The organism is Actinomadura decatromicini (assembly GCF_008121305.1).
Lineage (GTDB): Bacteria > Actinomycetota > Actinomycetes > Streptosporangiales > Streptosporangiaceae > Spirillospora > Spirillospora syzygii.
The window spans coordinates 539269-554813 of sequence record NZ_VSRQ01000001.1; the positions used below are offsets into that span (position 1 = coordinate 539269).

Genomic DNA, 15545 nt, shown 5'->3' on the forward strand with positions numbered 1-15545 from the left:
AGACGTCTGGCGGGGACGTCTTGGGCCCTCACAACCGTCATCAAGGACGTCCTGAGGGACGGCACCAGCCATCTCACGGGCGTCCAAGACATCCTCGATCGCGTCGAACAACCTGTTCAGCTCGCGAAAATATGGTGGGCGTGATGATCGGCGCACTGCCGCTATGAGCCAGCCCGGCCCCTGCGTCGCCCCTGTGAGATCGAGGCCCCAAGCCGAACTGCGGGATGGCTTGTCAGCGTTCGGCTGTTGACCGGTTCGGCGGTCGTCGCGTAGACAGGGCCGGACGGCCCGGCGTGCCGGGGACTGCCATACCTTCAGTGGACGGCGGCGATGCGTCTCTCGGTACCGGTTCGGTCATGAGGGGTACGTGCGCGTTGGCGGCGCTGGTGGTCGCGGCCTCGGTGGCGCTGGTGCTCGGTGTGCCGGTCGCGATGGCCGCGCGTGATCTGGCCGCCGATGGTGAGATGGTCGCCGCGCAGCGGGAGATGGCCGCGGTGGCGTTCGTGGTGGCGAGGGCTCCCGATCCGGTCGCCGTGGATGCGGCGTTCGCGCCCGGCGGCGGGCTGGCCGAGAGCGCGAGCGGCCGCCGGATCGTCGTGATCATGCCGGACGGGCGCAGGTCGGGGCCCCGCTCGGCGGTGCTGTCCGCCCCACGCGTCCGGGACGGTGATCTGGCGCGGGCCCGGGCGCAGACCGCGGCCGTGGAGACCGTGGGCGACGGCGTGGCGATCGTCTTGCAGCCGGCACCGGCGGCGGACGGCAGAACGGCGGTGATCGAGCATTGGGCGCCGGCGACCCGGGTCCTGCCGGATGCGCGGACCCTCTGGTCGTGGCTCGCGCTGGCCGCGGTCGCGGTCGCGGCGCTGGCCGGTCACCGTTTCGGCGCCCGTGGCGCCCGGCTCATCGGACGGTTCGGGCGCGCCGCCGCCGCGGTTCGCACCGGGGATGTGGCGGTGCGGATCGAGCCGGACGGGCCGAAGGAGCTTCGGGATGCCGCCAAGGCCTTCAACGCGATGTCGGAGCGGGTGGCCGAAAGGTTGCGCGCCGAGCGTCGTCTGGCGGGGGACCTGCCCCACCGGCTGCGGACGCCGCTGGCCGCGCTGCGGCTGCGTCTCGACCGGCTTGCGACCGGGCCGCGGGAGGACGCGGCGCGGGCGGCGCTGGTCCGGCTGGAGCAGGAGGTCGACGTGCTGATCCAGGTGTCCAGGCTGCCCGGCGGCGGTGTGCTGGAGGACGGGCGGGCCGGCTGTGACGCGGCGGAGGTGGTGGCGGAGCGGGGCAGGTTCTGGTCCGCGCTGGCCGAGGACCAGGGCAGGCGGTGGCGGCTGTCGTACCCGGAACGCCCGGTCCCCGTGCGGGTGGACCGCGACCAGCTCGCGACCGCGCTGGACGCGCTGATCGGCAACGTCTTCCACCACACGCCCGAAGGCACCGCGTTCGACGTCGCGCTCGAACCCGGCGCGGACGGCGCGGTGATCGTGATCTCCGATGCCGGGCCCGGCATCGCCGACCCGGACGCGGCCGTCCGGCGTGGTGGCAGTGACGGCGGCTCTACCGGGCTGGGCTTGGACATCGCCCGCCGCGTCGCCGAGTCCGGCGGCGGCGGGCTGCGGATCGGACGGTCCGCGCTCGGCGGCGCCAGGATCGTGTTATGGGCTCGCATCGATGATGTCGCGGATGAGGGCTCATGATCCGGGTGCTGGTCGTGGAGGACGACGCGGACGTGCGTTCGGCGCTGGTCGAGGAGCTGACGGACCGCGGGTACTCGGTGCGCGCGACCGGGGAGGCGTGGGCGGCGCTGCGTGAGGTGGCCGACGCCTGTCCGCGGGTCGTGGTGCTCGACCTGGGCCTCCCGGACATGGACGGCCGTGAGCTGCTGAAGCTGATCCGGGCGGTGTCGGACGCGGCGATCGTGGTGATCACCGCCCGGGACGCGGAGGAGGAGATCGTCGCGATCTTGCGCGGCGGGGCCGACGACTACATGGTCAAGCCGTTCCGGGCGGGCGAGTTGGACGCGCGGATCGGTGCGGTGCTGCGCCGGATGGCCGGCCGGCCGACCGCGGTGATCGAGGTGGGCGGGCTGCGGCTGGACCTGCGGCGACACGAAGCGTGGCTGGACGGCGCCGTCCTGGATCTCACACCGCGCGAGTTCGAGCTGCTGGCCTATCTGGCGTCCCGTCCCGGCGAGGTGATCTCGCGGGCTGAACTGCGCCGGGAGGTGTGGCGGCAGCCCTACGGCGGCGACCAGACCGTCGATGTGCATCTGTCGTGGCTGCGCCGCAAACTCGGGGAGACCGCCGCCGCGCCCCGTTTCCTGAGCACCGTCCGGGGCGTCGGCGTGCGTTTCGACGTTCCCATCTGACTTCCTGCCGTCCACCACGGCGAAGTGAACCGTACGGCGCACAGGCGTTTACTTGCCCGCCACCGCGAATTCGACTGATGGTGTCAAGATCGTCTGGTGAGCGATGAGAACCGTGGCCCGTTCGAAGGGAGCCGTCCACCCGTGCGCATCTCGGGCCCGGCGCATCGCCGCGTCCGCGCGCCGTGGTGGACGGTCTTGCGATTAAGGCGAAGGCACCTCGCGGCGTGGGTCGTCGTCGGGGCGGCGCTGATCGCTGTGGTCGGCCAGTGGGTCGCCTCCGGCATCCTGGACCGCCCCGCCAGGAACTCCGGCGAATGGGCCGGCCCGCCGCCGTATTCGTTGCCGTCCGGCCCGACCGTGAAGGGCGGATCGCCGTCGCCCACACCCTCGCCCACACCGTCGCCGTCCAAGGTCACGGCGCCGAAGCCGCAGCGCCGCTCCCCGGCGCAGGCCGAACCCCGGAGTTCGCGCAGGAGTCCGGCCGGGCCGCCCACCGCGCGGATCACCGCCCCGTCGCAGGGTGCCAGGGTGACGGGCATGATCGGTGTCCTGATGCGAGGAACCGCCGCCGACCTGGGGGGCCGGCAACTGCGGATCTTCGATTTCGCCCCCAACGGGGCCTATTACCTGTCCGACGAGGGGCCGATCCCCGTGTCCGGGGGGCAGTGGTCGTTCCGCAACGGAACGATCGGCGACGGCACGCGGGACGTGGGCAAGTCCTTCGTGCTCACCGTCGTGATCGCTGACCAGAGCTGCCAGGCGTTGATCGGCTCGACTCCCCGTGACGCCCAGAACAACATCTCGTTCCGGACGCTCCCGGCCGGTTGCCGCGAGGCCGACGGCGTGCGGATCACCAAGACCGCCCCCTGAGAAGCGCGACGCGGGAACGGATCCGCCGCGGGAACGGACCCGCCGTACCGCGCGGCATATGACGATCGGTTCGCGGACGCGGTGGGCCGAGACCGGCGTCTGAGTGCGGGCCGTCGAACCCGCTGGAAAAAACGGTCGCATCCCATCCCGAATCGGCCGAATATCGTCGCTCAGCGAAACGAAGCCTAACAATCATTATTGTCACCTTTATGTTCTCTTAATAAATCGGGGTGCTTTCCTTCTCCTGCGTCCGCGTTCCATGTCCGGACGAGAGGAGAAAAATGATCAAGATAGGTAGGCATCAGGTGGTGGCGGTGGCGGTGGCCGCGGCGCTGCTGGGCACCATGGGCTCGCCTGTTCTGGCGGATGATCCGAGCGCGTTGGTGCACCAGCAGACCGAGGAGTCGGCGAAGATACCGGCTGACGCCGTCTCGCTCACCCGTGAGCAGAATCCGAAGACCGGCGACGTCACCATCACCTTCGATACGGGCGTCGCCCTCGACCAGGAGAAGCTGCGCAGCCTGGTTGACGAGACCCAGGCGCGGAACGACCGCCTGAGCGACACCTTCAAGCAGGATTTCGAAGCCCACCAGGTGGACATTCCGCACAACGGGACCGATCAATGGGTGGACTTCGACGGCACACTGGCCGCCACACCCACCGGCATCAGCATCACGATCCCGGGCTCCGACGTACGGGCCGAGGCCTCCTGGTGGCAGTCCATCGTCGCGACCGTCGCGGGCGTCGCCACCAACCTTGTCGTCCGCACGCTGTGCATCGGCCTTCAACCGGAATGGGTCGTCGCCTGCGCGGCCATCGGCGCGTTCACGGGCGGCATGGTGCGCGGCACGATCCTGCAGGGCTTCGATGGCACGCTCAGAGACGGGAAGGCCTGGGCGAACACCCTGGTCAGCTCGCTTGCCATGGCGGTCGGCGCGGCCGCCTGGGAAGCGGGCGTCAACGTCTGGGCACGCGACACGTTGCCCGGCATCCTCCAGTCGATCGGCAACGCGGTGGTGAACCTCTCGCGCTCGATGGCCAACTGGCTTGGCGACCAGTGGTCGGCCCTCGTCCGCGAGACCGGGGAAGCCATCCGCAACTTCGCCCAATACGTTGCTGACGCGGCACGCAACCTCGTGAACGTCCCCAACAACGAAGCGCCGCCCAAGAACCCGGGTGAGATGTCCGCGGCACAACAACAACAGCAGGCGCAGCAGCAGCAACAGCAGGCAAAGCCGGAGGCGACGATCAGGCTGCAAGGGCTTGCGCCGACCGGCTAGAGGGCCGCGCCCAGCCCCCCGACCGGAAGCAGACCTTTCCGCCCACGGAAAGGCGCAGACACGAATCCCGGTCAAGGGACCGTGAACTGGATGAGGGCTTTCTGACCCGGTGTGAACCGCCACACCGGCACCAGAAAGCCCTCACCCGCGCCTGAATCCCAGATTCCGCCCGTCATGCTCCGGCGACTGCACCGGGATATCGAGCTACAGCTTTTTGATCAGCTTGGGGTCGGCTGCCTTGCGCCAGGTCTTGGCCAGGTCGGTCAGGGGGTCGCCGCACCGCTGGAGGGTGGTCAGTGCGCCCAGGGCGTAGGCGTCGGATGTCGCGCCGGGTTCGGGGACGATCTGTTCCAGGCGGCTGGCGGCGACGATTCTGTCCTGGTTGTCGCCCAGGACGTCCTGGAGCCGCTCGGCGCGGTCGGCGATCTTGCTCGCCTGCTTGCCGAGCACGGGCTCGGCCGCCTCGGCGGTGTAGCGGAGTCGCTTGGCCGCCTTGCGGGTCTCGTGCAGGGCGGCGTTGCGGTCGGTGTCCCGCGTCGCTTTCTCCGCCTCGGCGTAGGCGTCGGTCATCTCGCGCCGGGCCTTGGTCACGATCTTGGGCAGCTGCTTGCGCGCCGCCTTGTGCGCCCGCTCGCGGACGGGCGGATCGGTCACCATCGCATCGATGCGGTCCAGCAGGGCGAGATAGCGCTGGCTGCGCAGAACTTTGCGCAGCCGTTCGCGGGCCTGGAGTTCCTGGTGCCTCATCCTGAGCAACCAGCCGGGCTCGCTGGACGGGCCGGGAAGGTCGGCGAGCTGGGCGCGGAGACGGGCCTGCAACACCTCCAGGTCGCGGACCTCGCCGAGCGCATCGGCCAGCCATTTGAGCTCCGTCCGCAGCGGCTTGGTCCGGGCCCGATCGAGCACCTTGCGATGAGTGCGCAGAATACTCCGGAACCGGCGAACCGAAGTGCGCATCTTGTGCACGGAATCGTCGTCATGGTCGGCGAGCCGCACCCGCGGGTCATAGGACAGGATGCGCGCGGCCTGCGCGCCGAGATAAGCGGACATCGCCTGGGCGGTGGTACGCATCTTGGCGGAACGGCGGCCGGGAAGGGCATCGGCGCCGAGCACGACCGACAGCTTGTTCGGCGTGTCGCTGGCCTGCGCTCCGGAATCGATCAGGCGGTCACCGATGGCGTCGAGCACCTCCTGGGCACCGTCGACGAGCTCCACCTCCAGCTCCCGCCAGGTGGTCACGCCATTGTCACGGGGTTCCAGCCGGATGCCGGTGACACTGTCGTCGACGACTTCGGCCAGCACCTTGCCCTTCCGGCCGGGCAGGGCGTGCTCGGTACGGTCCGTGCGGATCTCGGCCACCGCTACCAGTGGACGACCGCGGGTGACGGCCAGAACCAGGTCGGCGAGTTCGGGGGGCGGAGGATCGCCGGGCGCTCCGGCGGGCCGCTGGATCTCGTCCCGCACGCCCTTGGCCTTGGGAAGCTTGAGGTGCCAGCCGTCATCGGACCCGCCGGTGCGGCGCCGCAGTGTGATGCCGCGGCGAGCCAGTCGCAGGTCGAGAGTGTCGTAGTAGACGGCGATGAGGGTGTGGGTTCGGGACTCGGCGGCGGCGCTCAGACCGGGTATCTCTCGCAGATCCGGAAGGCTGAATCCGCTGTCGACCTCGTACTTGCGCTCGACCTCCACATGGGCCGCCACGTCGATCCTCTCCTTTCAAGAACTGTCTGTCTCCTGCACCCCTACCCGCCTCACAAGCTCTACGCGCCCCCACCCAGGAATCCCGTCCCCACCCGGGCAGACCTCGAATAAGTGCTCGGCCAGCACCTAAGAGCCTGCTCTATTCGGTGAGCCTGATGAGCCGTTTGTGACAGATGGGAGCGGAGTAGTTCCAGAAAAGACCGGCTGACTGAGGAGACGAGCGCAAGGCACGGCAAGAAACCTCGAACAAACCGTTTCCCACCCCGGGACGCATCCGTCCTTGGGATATTCGCGCTGAATTGGCTCATGGTCGTCGACTGCGGGAGCGCCTTAGCAGCGCGTGTCCCGTAACGGTGAGCGCGGAAGCCCGGCGTGCCTGGGCGGGGACGGGCAGGTCAGTGGAACTGAGGAACGATGAGGTAGATGCCGTAGACGACGATGGCGGCGCAGGCGGAGAAGCACAGGGCGGCCGTGGCCGTCGGGATGGTGGTGGACCGTGCCCGCTCTCCGGCGTCCTGGCGTGCCGATGCCGCCAGCAGCCCGAGCGTGAAGATCACCACGACGGCGACGGTCGCGCCGAGCGCGACCACGAAGACCTGGCCCAGCGGGCCCCATTTGATGTCCATGGCCCTCGCCCCCTATACGGCCGTCGAGACCTGGTCGGTCGCTCGTCCCGGCGTCTGGTTGACGTTGTCGGGATGGACGCGGTCGCGGCGGGACACCACGTAGATGCCGCTGGCGAACGCCAGCGCCACCACCCCGGCGATCAGCACGCCGGTGTCGCCGTGGGTGGCGACCGAGGCGGCCAGCGCGCCGACCGCCGCCGCTGCCGGCAGTGTCAGCATCCAGGCCACCGCCATCCGACCGGCCATCCCCCAGCGCACCTTGGCCAGCCTGCGCCCCAGTCCCGTGCCGAGAATGGCGCCCGAGCACACCTGCGTCGTCGACAGCGCGAACCCCAGATGGGAGGAGGCCAGGATGACCGCCGTCGAGCCGGATTCGGCCGCGAAGCCCTGCGGCGACTCGATCTCGGTGATGCCCTTGCCCATCGTGCGGATGATCCGCCAGCCCCCGATATAGGTGCCCAGTGCGATCGCCAGGCCCGCCGACGCGATCACCCACAGCGGCGGATCGGACCCGCTGTCCAGAACGCCCGCCGAGATCAGCGTCAGCGTGATGACACCCATCGTCTTCTGCGCGTCATTGGTCCCGTGCGCGAGGGAGACCAAGGACGCCGAGGCGATCTGCCCGATCCGGAAACCCTCACGGACGGTGCCCTGCCGTCCCCGCGCGGTGATCCGATAGGCCAGGTAGGTCGCCGTCATCGCCACGAAGCCCGCGACCAGCGGGGCCGCCACCGCCGGGACGAGGATCTTCTCCACCACGGTGTCGAAGTGCACCCCGGAGGACCCGGCGCTGAACCACACCGCACCGATCAGCCCGCCGAACAGGGCGTGCGAGGAGCTCGACGGCAGGCCCAGCAGCCAGGTGACCAGGTTCCAGATGATCGCGCCGACCAACCCGGCGAAGACCATCGCCGGACTGACCAGCCGGTCGTCCACGATCCCACCCGAGATCGTCTTGGCGACCTCCACCGACAGGAACGCCCCGACCAGATTGAGCACCCCCGAGATCGCGACGGCGACCCGGGGACGCAACGCACCGGTCGCGATCGAGGTGGCCATCGCGTTGGCGGTGTCGTGGAAACCGTTGGTGAAGTCGAATAGCAGCGCGGTGACGATCACGACGACGACCAAGAACGTGACATGTTCCACCAGTCCGCACCTTTCGGCCGGGTATTCCGCACCATAGCTCGCTCGGATGAACCGGCCGTGAACCGTTACAGCGATTTACAATGCGATGGGACGACACCCATGCCGCGCCCCCGGCAACCTTGAGGGCCCAGCCACCTGATGTGAAATCGACGGGCGCGTCGGTCTCCTTCGGCGGCCTCCTTGGCAATTTCACCGTCCGCGCATCGACGGCGGCTCTCCGTCCGATAACCGCACGCCAGAAACTCGCGTAATCCCATCGTTTGCTTGACAAGGCGAGATGTCGCCGCCACCCATGGTGACGACCACATCCGCGAACGGGACGGCTTCGTCCGCGAGCGGCTTGGCAACTGCTTCGACAGGTCGAGCCCGACTTCGGCCATCACCTCGGCGACGGCGGGATTGACGGTGGCGAGGGACACCGGCCCAGCCGAGCGGCCCCTCCGGCGGATGGTCCGGCGGGGCGGCGACCATCTGGGAGCGTTCGACATTGTGAGACGCACACGAACAGCACCACAGGCACGTCGGCGGCTCGATCACCGGGTCTCCCGCGGGGTGAGGCGTCGCAGCCCCAACGAGACCGGCTCCGCAGCGGGAGCGGGAGCGGGACGACGATCCCGACGGCGTCGAACAGCTCCGCCGCTTCGGCCTGACCGCCGCCGGGGACGTCGAGGAGCCCCGGGCGGAGGCGCGGTCCGCCCGGGGCAGGTGATCAGTGCGAGACCATTCCCAGGCAGTCGTCGGCGATCTTGGCGTTGATCGCCGCGATCTCGTTCCGCTTGTGCTCTGTGACCCCGGTGAGGTGGCCGAACTCGTGGAGCAGGATCAGTCGCTGGGTGTCCAGCCGGGTGGGCGTCCGGTTGAGCTTCGCCCCGCCGAACAGCCCAGGATCGTTCACGGTGAGGAACGGCTCGAAGATCCGGATCGTGCCGCCGGCGCGGATCCCCTGTTCGGACGCGGCTGCGTAGGCGAAGTCACCGCTGAGGGGGTCCAGGACCCCGGGCAGGCCGGTGTCCTCGATCCGGGTGAAGAGAAAGTCGGTATACGCGGTCCGCCGGGTTCCGTCCGGGTACACGAACGGGTTCGGCCCGGTGAGGAGATCGACGCACTTCTGGTTGCTGAAGAGCATCTGGTTGACACTGTCGTAGGCGGCGAGTACGGGTTGCCGGGGTGGCTTCGGCGGCTTGGGCGGGCCGAAGAGGAAGGCGCCGATCGAGCCGAAGAACCCGAGATCGATCTCCGGTCCGAAGGGGTTCGGCCGCTTGGCGGTGACGAGGACATCCTCCACGCACAGGCTCGTGAGGTACTCGGTGTAGCAGTATTCGTCGGCGCTGGCGGGCGCCGCGCCGACACCCACTCCGACGCCGGTGATGGAGACGGCCAGCGCCAGGGTCGCACCGATGCGAGTGCCACGACGGCGACCCGCCCGGGGCATTGCGGCGCTGGGGACGGACCGCCGGCGGCGGCCGGAACGGATGAAGGGCAAGCGCATCGCGGATCCTCCGGTCGACACATGACCGGGCCGCTGCCCGATCACCCGTGGTTCGCTCGCCGACCGCCGCCGGATGCCTGCCGTGCCGGACAATTTTCGCCTGCGCGCCTGCCCCACTCGCTCCAATCAGGCACAGCGCGGGAGAACCTGGGCCTGGATCGTGCTACGAGCGGTCGTAAGCCCCGGGCCCGGTCGCTTGGACGATTGCCGTGTGCAGCCGGACGTCCGCATTGCTGGGCTATCGCTTTTGGACGGTGTAGGTCAGGTGGGTCGTCCTCGGGGAGGGCTCCGCGCGGAGCGGGTCCAGGGCTACGCGGGCCGCGTCCACGCCCTCGAAGAGGCGGACTCCGGAGCCGAACAGCACGGGTGACAGCGCGATCGAGAACTCGTCGATCAGGCCGGCGTTCAGGTACTCCAGGATCGTCGTGCCGCCGCCCGCGATGCGGACGTCGCGGTCGCCGGCGGCCTCGCGGGCCTGGTCGAGCGCGGTCTCGATGCCGTCGTTGACGAAGTGGAAGGTGGTCCCGCCCGGACGCTCCCAGGGGTCGCGCTTCTCGTGCGTCACGACGAAGACGGGCGTGTGGAACGGCGCCTCCTCCGGCCACGCCTGCTCCCCGGCGTCGAACATGCGCTTGCCCATCACGCTCGCGCCGGTGCGCTCGAACGTCTCCCGCAGGATGTCGTTGTCGCGCCCTTCCTCGCCGCCTTCGCCGAGTTTCAGGTTCTCCCGGAAGAACCGCTGCGGAAAGACCCACCGCTGCAGTTCCATCCACTGCTGCCCCATCAGGTCGTCGATGGACGACGGCGCGATGAACCCGTCCAGTGACATCGACACGCTGAAGAACACTTTTCCGGCCATCAGTCCTCATCTCCGTTCTGGACGAACTCGCTGACGTAGGCGGCAAGGTTGCCGAGGGTCTGCTGCCCGGCCTCGACCGCGTGGTACTTCTCGGCTGCCTCGTCCCGCAATTCCTTGGTGGGGAAAACGGTGCTCATCTCGATCCGGGTCGCCGCGCCCTCGGGCTCGAACGTCAGGACCGACTCGAAGGCGTTCGGGTCGTCGCTGGACTCGCCGTGCACGAACGCGATCCGCTCCGGACGGGCGATCTCGGTCCACGAGATCCATTCGCTGTAGTCGGTGCCGTCCGGTCCGTGCATCACGAAGGCCCACTCTCCGCCGACGCGGAATTCGAAAGAGCGTGTTGTCGTGGTGAAGCCGTCCGGTCCCCACCACCGCGACAAATGCCGGACCTCGGTGAACGCCTCGAACACCAGCTCTGGCGCGGCGTCGATGACCCGGGAGATGACGATCTCGCGGTCGGCCGTCGCGGACCGGCCCGGCGCTCCTCGTCTCGTCGCACTCATCAGCTATTCCTCCTGCCTTTCCTGCTTCAAGTCCTGCACGTACGCGTCCAGCCGGTCGAAGCTCTCGTTCCAGAACCGCTCGAACCCGCCGGTCCACTCGTGGACCGGTCGCAGCCCCCGGGCGTCCAGGCCGTACAAGCGCTGCTTACCCGCCCTGCGGTCCCTGACCAGCCCGACCTCCCGGAGCACCCGCAGGTGCTTGGACGCCCCCGGCTGAGTCATGCCCAACTCCCGGGCCAACTCGGTCACCGGCCGCTCCCCGGCCCGCAGCAGCACCAGGATCTGGCGGCGCTGCGGCTCGGCGATCGCGTTGAAGACGTCCGACGTCGTCGCTGCTCGTGCCATAGCCTCATCATATGCCCATATCGGCATGCGTCAAGCCCGGCGGGACCGGCCCAGCCCGTCGAGCCGTGCCCGCCTCGGGCCGGCGTCAATAATTAACGGCTATTCGTATTCCGAACAAGGACCCCGCGCCCCTGACATACTCGCTTTATGCGCGGGGGCAACCGAGAAAGATCTCGTTATGGAACACGCGACCTGGCTCACTTACGCCTGCTTGAGCGGCAGCGAACCCGACAGGCAAATGATCCACCGCAGGGCTGGACGACCAAGGACGTCGCGGGCTATGTCTGGGTGCTGATCCCTTTCGTGCTCGCCGGGCTGCAGCTATTCCGCATGGCCGACGGGAACAGCGAGATCATCTATGCGCTCACCTCCAGCGCGGACACCCGCGCGCTCCTGTTCGGCGTCCTGGTTCCGCAAATTCCCGGCCTGCTGATCCTGATGATGGCCTGGTCGGGCCCGGGAGTCTTCAAGCGCGCCACGAGTGGAATGGACGCCGACGACCGAGGCGTCATCGGCTTCGGCTACGTCGTGGCCTTCGCCTTGCTCTTGGTCTTCACCAGCCCGCTCATGGCGGCCCTGGCGTCGATGGCGCTGATCGGGAACCTCTCTCCCCCGGCGTCGGACGGCGACGGGCGGCGACACCACAGCAACCTGCTCCGGTTCTCGCTGCTCGGCGTGGCGCTCCACGTGATGCTGTCCCCCGTCCTCGCGCCGCAGTGGCTTCCGGCCGAAGCGATAAAGCTGAGGAACAACGACACATTCGCCGGATACGTCGTCAATGCCGATCAGGGCGGCTGGACCACGATTCTCGTCGACGAGCCGAAGCAGGTACGCCGCGTACGGGCCGACGAGATCCAGCAGCGGACGGCTTGCAGGATCGGATCAAAGCAATCCAACTCCGTGTGGTCGATCCTCAGACGGCCGATCATGCGCAACTTCACGGACTACAAAGTCCCGCCCACCTGCCCGAAGCCCTGAAGACGTTACGGCCTGGTGGTGGCGGGGCCCGGTGCGGCGGCGGCGCGTGCGAGGTGCTCGGCCGCCGCGTCCGGACGGTCGAGCCGCCGGGCGAGCCTCGCAAGGACCAGGTGGGTCGAACCGGCGCAGGCCAGCGCCGAGCCGACGACCTGGAGCCGGTCCCGGTACGGGTACAGCATCCGGTACATGGCGTCCGGGTCCGGGGTCCCGAGAACGGCGGCGATCTCCCCGAGTTGCCCATGTTCGAAGTCCGAGGCCCAGGTCTGCTCGCGCGGCACCCGGTCCAGGCCCCAGCGGCGGAGCAGGCTCCGGGCGCGCTCCGGCTCCCCCGCGTCCAGCAGCGCCAGGACGGTGGTCGGACGCAGCCCCGCGTTCTCCGCGTGCGGCGCCGCCGCGAGAAGCTCGTCGAGCCGGGAGGGGACCCGGCCCCTGAGCCGGTCCAGCACGGTGAGCTGCATGAGGCGGGCCCATTGCGCGCCCCACACGCTGATCCGGCCGTGCTGCCGGTGCGCCTGCTCGATCAGCTCGACGGCCGTGTCGTCGTCCCCCCGGAAGATCGCGTACCCGGCCTCCTGGTAGGTCAGCTGGACCTCCAGCTCGGGGATGCCGAGGGCCCGCACCATGTCCCGGGACCGTTCGAGGCCGTCCTCGTACTCGGTGATCCGGCCGAACTTCAGATGCGCCGACAGCAGGTGCATGCGCGCGATCACCTCGGTGAAGGCGGGCAGGCCGGCGCCCGCCAGCGCGAGCGACTCCTCCAGCGCGGCGATCCGCGCGGGCTCCCGCTCGGGAACCCATGAGGCCATGACGTAGTTGTTCAGCGTCCGGCCGCGCAGCTCCGGGTCGCCGATCCGCCGGGCGATCTCGACCGCCTCCTCGGCCAGCCGCTCGCCCTCCGGACGGTCGGGGCCGTAGTACAGCTCGACGGCGAGGGTGCCCAGCAGTTCCGCGCGGCGGCGCGGATCGCGGGTCCCGGCGATCAGGTCCCGCAGCAGCGCGACGAAGCCCGGGTCGACGGTGCCGTAGGAGCGCCAGTTCCACAGCGCCACGCCGCCGAGGACGGACACGGCCTCCGCGAGCCGCTCCCGGTCCCCGGCCCGCCGGGCGATCTCCACCGCCTCGTTCAGCACGGACGCGGCGCGGCGCACGTCGCCCGCCAGCCGCAGTTCCTTGACGAGGGTCAGCAGCGTCCGGTAGCGGCGGTCCTCGCCGTCCCCGCCCGGCGGCAGCACCGCCAGGGCCCGCTCGCGGTGCCGGGCCGCCTGGTCGAACGCGAGCCGCCGGCGGGCCTCGTCGGCCGCCCGGGAGCAGGTGCGGAAGGCGGGTTCGGACGCGGTGCCCCCGGCGGCGTGGAACCGGTGCCGCGCCAGGTCGTCCAGGTGGGCGTCCTCGCCGTGGACGGCCTCGATGGCGTCGGCGAGGAGCGCGTGCAGTTGCGTCCGCTCGCCTGGGGCGAGCCGTGCCGACAGGGCGTCCCGGGAGATGTCGTGGGCGAACCGCCATCGCCACGTCTCCTCGTCGTGGCGGAGGAGTCCGCTGTCCAGCGCCGGTTCCAGCGCGGTGACGACCCGCGCCGCGTCGAGCCGGACGGCGTGGGCGAGGATCGCGACGTCGATCTCCGCGCCCGCGAGCGCCGCCAGCCGCACGAGGACGCGGGTGCGTTCGGGCAGCCGCTCGAAGCGGCGCTCCACGACGTCCCGGACGGTGGCGGGCACCTGCGGCCGGGAGCGCGAGTCCGCGTCGTGGTGGAAGCGGAGCAGCTCGGCGAGGAAGAACGGGTTGCCGCCGGTGCGCTCCCGCATCGCCGCCGCGTCCGGCAGGCCGTCGCCGTGCCCGCTGAGCAGCGCCTCGATCTCGGGGACGGACAGTCCGGACAGCGGGAGCCGCTGGACGGCGCGCTCGCGTCCCAGCAGCGCCAGCGTGTGCTCCAGCGCCGCCGCGTCGAGCGCGTCGGCGGACCTGCACGTCGCGACGATGCCGCACGGCAGGCCGCGCAACCGGCCGATGAGCAGCCGCAACGCCTGCAGTGAACCCGCGTCGGCCCATTGCAGGTCGTCCAGGACGAGAAGGAGCGGGCCGGTGCGAGCGACGTCGACGACGGCGCGGGCGATGGCCTCCAGCAGCCGGAAGCGTTCGATCGCCGGGTCCTGGGCGGGGTCGGCCGGGTCGTCCACGGCCATACCGCCCACGAAGGCGGGCCGTTCCGCGCCCAGTTCCTGGAGCACCTGTTCCCAGAGCCAGAAGGGCGGGGCGCCGAGGTCCTCCACCGCCCGCGCCCAGACGACGTTCATGCCCTGGTCGCGGGCGATCCAGGCGGCCGCCTCGGCGAGCGTCGTCTTGCCGATCCCCGCCTCGCCTTCGAGCAGGACCATCGTCGCGGTGCCCCGGCGGGCGGCCTCGATCCCGGCCCGCAGCTCGGCGAGCTCGCGGTCGCGTCCGACGAGCCCCGGCACGGAGTCGGCGGCGGGTTCGGACGGCGGAGTCGTCGAGCCTCCGGACGGCTCCGGCGCGTCCGGGACGAGGGTCGCGGCGGTGGCGACCTCGCCGAGCGAGGGATCGCGGCGCAGGATCGCCCCCTGCAAGGCGACCAGTTCCGGGCCCGGGACCAGCCCCAGCTCCTCGTCCAGCAGGTTCCGGCAGTCCTGGTAGGCGTTCAGCGCGTCCGCCTGCCGCCCGGCGCGGTAGGCGGCGAGCATGAGCCGCGCCCAGTACCGCTCCCGGAGCGGCTGTTCGCGGACGAGCGTCTCGGCGGTCGCGGCGGCCAGGTCGGGACGGCCGCGGCCGAGCTGCGCGGCGGCCTTGCAGTCCAGCGCGCGCAGCCGGAGCTCCATCATGGCCTCGGCGTGACCGGCGAGGTCGGGGTCCTCGGCGACGTCGGAGAACGGGCGCCCGCGCCACAGCGCCAGGGCGCGGTCGACGGCCTCCAGCGCGGCGGCGTGGGCGGCCTGTTCGACCCGGCGCTCGCCGTCCGCTACCAGGGCGGCGAACAGTGCGGTGTCGACCTCGCCGTCCGCCGCGTCCAGCAGGTATCCGGGCGGACGGGTCACGATCGCGCCCGCGTCCGTGCGGGCGCGGCGGGACGGGTCGAGCAGCCGCCGCGCCTGCGAGACGTAGACCTGGAGCGTTCCCACCGCGGAGGCCGGAGGATCGCCGGACCACAGCCGGTCTACCAGCCGGTCGACCGACACGACCCGGCCCGCGTCCGCGATCAGCAGGGTCAGCAGCGCGCGCAGCCTGCCCGATCCGACGACGACGGGCGCGCCCGCGGCGTCCGTCACCTCCAGCGGCCCCAGCACCCGGAACCGCGGCGCTCCGGCGGCAGCACCGGACCCGCGTTCGAATTCGCCTTCCACCCGTCCCGCCGTGGTCCCCCCGGTGTCCCT

13 protein-coding genes are annotated in these 15545 nt (G+C 70.4%); 5 read left to right on the forward strand and 8 right to left on the reverse strand.

From position 1 onward, the window contains the following. Nucleotides 1–356 precede the first annotated feature (356 nt). The 4 genes from FXF68_RS02080 to FXF68_RS02095 all read left to right on the forward strand — a co-directional run bounded on the left by FXF68_RS02080 (nucleotide 357) and on the right by FXF68_RS02095 (nucleotide 4512). Complete coding sequence (locus FXF68_RS02080; RefSeq protein ID WP_187437666.1) at nucleotides 357–1691, forward strand: sensor histidine kinase; 1335 nt, start codon at nucleotides 357–359, stop codon at nucleotides 1689–1691. After that, nucleotides 1688–2362: a response regulator transcription factor gene (locus FXF68_RS02085; RefSeq protein ID WP_187437667.1), complete on the forward strand. Its 675-nt coding sequence runs from the start codon at nucleotides 1688–1690 to the stop codon at nucleotides 2360–2362. Before FXF68_RS02080 ends, FXF68_RS02085 begins: the two co-directional genes overlap by 4 nt. A 96-nt stretch (nucleotides 2363–2458) precedes the next feature. Next, nucleotides 2459–3232, forward strand: a complete 774-nt coding sequence (locus FXF68_RS02090) for a hypothetical protein (protein ID WP_148757168.1) — start codon at nucleotides 2459–2461, stop codon at nucleotides 3230–3232. Between the two features lie 281 nt (nucleotides 3233–3513). Beyond that, nucleotides 3514–4512, forward strand: coding sequence for a hypothetical protein (locus tag FXF68_RS02095; RefSeq protein ID WP_148757170.1), 999 nt, complete (start codon nucleotides 3514–3516; stop codon nucleotides 4510–4512). A gap of 204 nt (nucleotides 4513–4716) precedes the next feature. Here FXF68_RS02095 and FXF68_RS02100 read toward each other — a convergent pair whose 3' ends face one another. From FXF68_RS02100 to FXF68_RS02130, 7 genes are all read right to left on the reverse strand, one after another. Continuing rightward, a complete protein-coding gene (locus FXF68_RS02100; protein WP_148757172.1) occupies nucleotides 4717–6210 on the reverse strand; it encodes a CYTH and CHAD domain-containing protein in 1494 nt (497 codons plus the stop codon). A gap of 395 nt (nucleotides 6211–6605) precedes the next feature. Further along, entirely contained in the window at nucleotides 6606–6836 is a 231-nt protein-coding gene (locus FXF68_RS02105) for a hypothetical protein (RefSeq protein WP_148757174.1), read from the reverse strand. Nucleotides 6837–6848: 12 nt separating this feature from the next. Next, the gene (locus FXF68_RS02110; protein ID WP_148757175.1) at nucleotides 6849–7985 is read right to left on the reverse strand and encodes an inorganic phosphate transporter; all 1137 of its coding nucleotides are present in this window, start codon (nucleotides 7983–7985) and stop codon (nucleotides 6849–6851) included. Between the two features lie 709 nt (nucleotides 7986–8694). Beyond that, on the reverse strand, nucleotides 8695–9339 hold the full coding sequence (locus tag FXF68_RS02115) for a hypothetical protein (RefSeq protein WP_187437668.1): 645 nt from the start codon (nucleotides 9337–9339) through the stop codon (nucleotides 8695–8697). A gap of 373 nt (nucleotides 9340–9712) precedes the next feature. Next, complete coding sequence (locus FXF68_RS02120; RefSeq protein ID WP_148757179.1) at nucleotides 9713–10333, reverse strand: dihydrofolate reductase family protein; 621 nt, start codon at nucleotides 10331–10333, stop codon at nucleotides 9713–9715. After that, entirely contained in the window at nucleotides 10333–10839 is a 507-nt protein-coding gene (locus tag FXF68_RS02125) for an SRPBCC family protein (RefSeq protein WP_148757181.1), read from the reverse strand. Before FXF68_RS02125 ends, FXF68_RS02120 begins: the two co-directional genes overlap by 1 nt. A gap of 3 nt (nucleotides 10840–10842) precedes the next feature. Then, nucleotides 10843–11184, reverse strand: a complete 342-nt coding sequence (locus FXF68_RS02130) for an ArsR/SmtB family transcription factor (protein ID WP_148348796.1) — start codon at nucleotides 11182–11184, stop codon at nucleotides 10843–10845. Between the two features lie 147 nt (nucleotides 11185–11331). Here FXF68_RS02130 and FXF68_RS02135 point away from each other — a divergent pair, with 147 nt between their 5' ends. Next, nucleotides 11332–12162 carry a hypothetical protein gene (locus FXF68_RS02135; protein WP_148757183.1) on the forward strand — a complete coding sequence of 277 codons (831 nt, stop codon included), beginning with the start codon at nucleotides 11332–11334 and terminating at the stop codon, nucleotides 12160–12162. Nucleotides 12163–12167: 5 nt separating this feature from the next. On the opposite strand, the gene FXF68_RS02140 is transcribed toward FXF68_RS02135, so the two are convergent. Further along, on the reverse strand, nucleotides 12168–15515 hold the full coding sequence (locus FXF68_RS02140) for an ATP-binding protein (protein WP_148757185.1): 3348 nt from the start codon (nucleotides 15513–15515) through the stop codon (nucleotides 12168–12170). Nucleotides 15516–15545 lie beyond the last annotated feature (30 nt).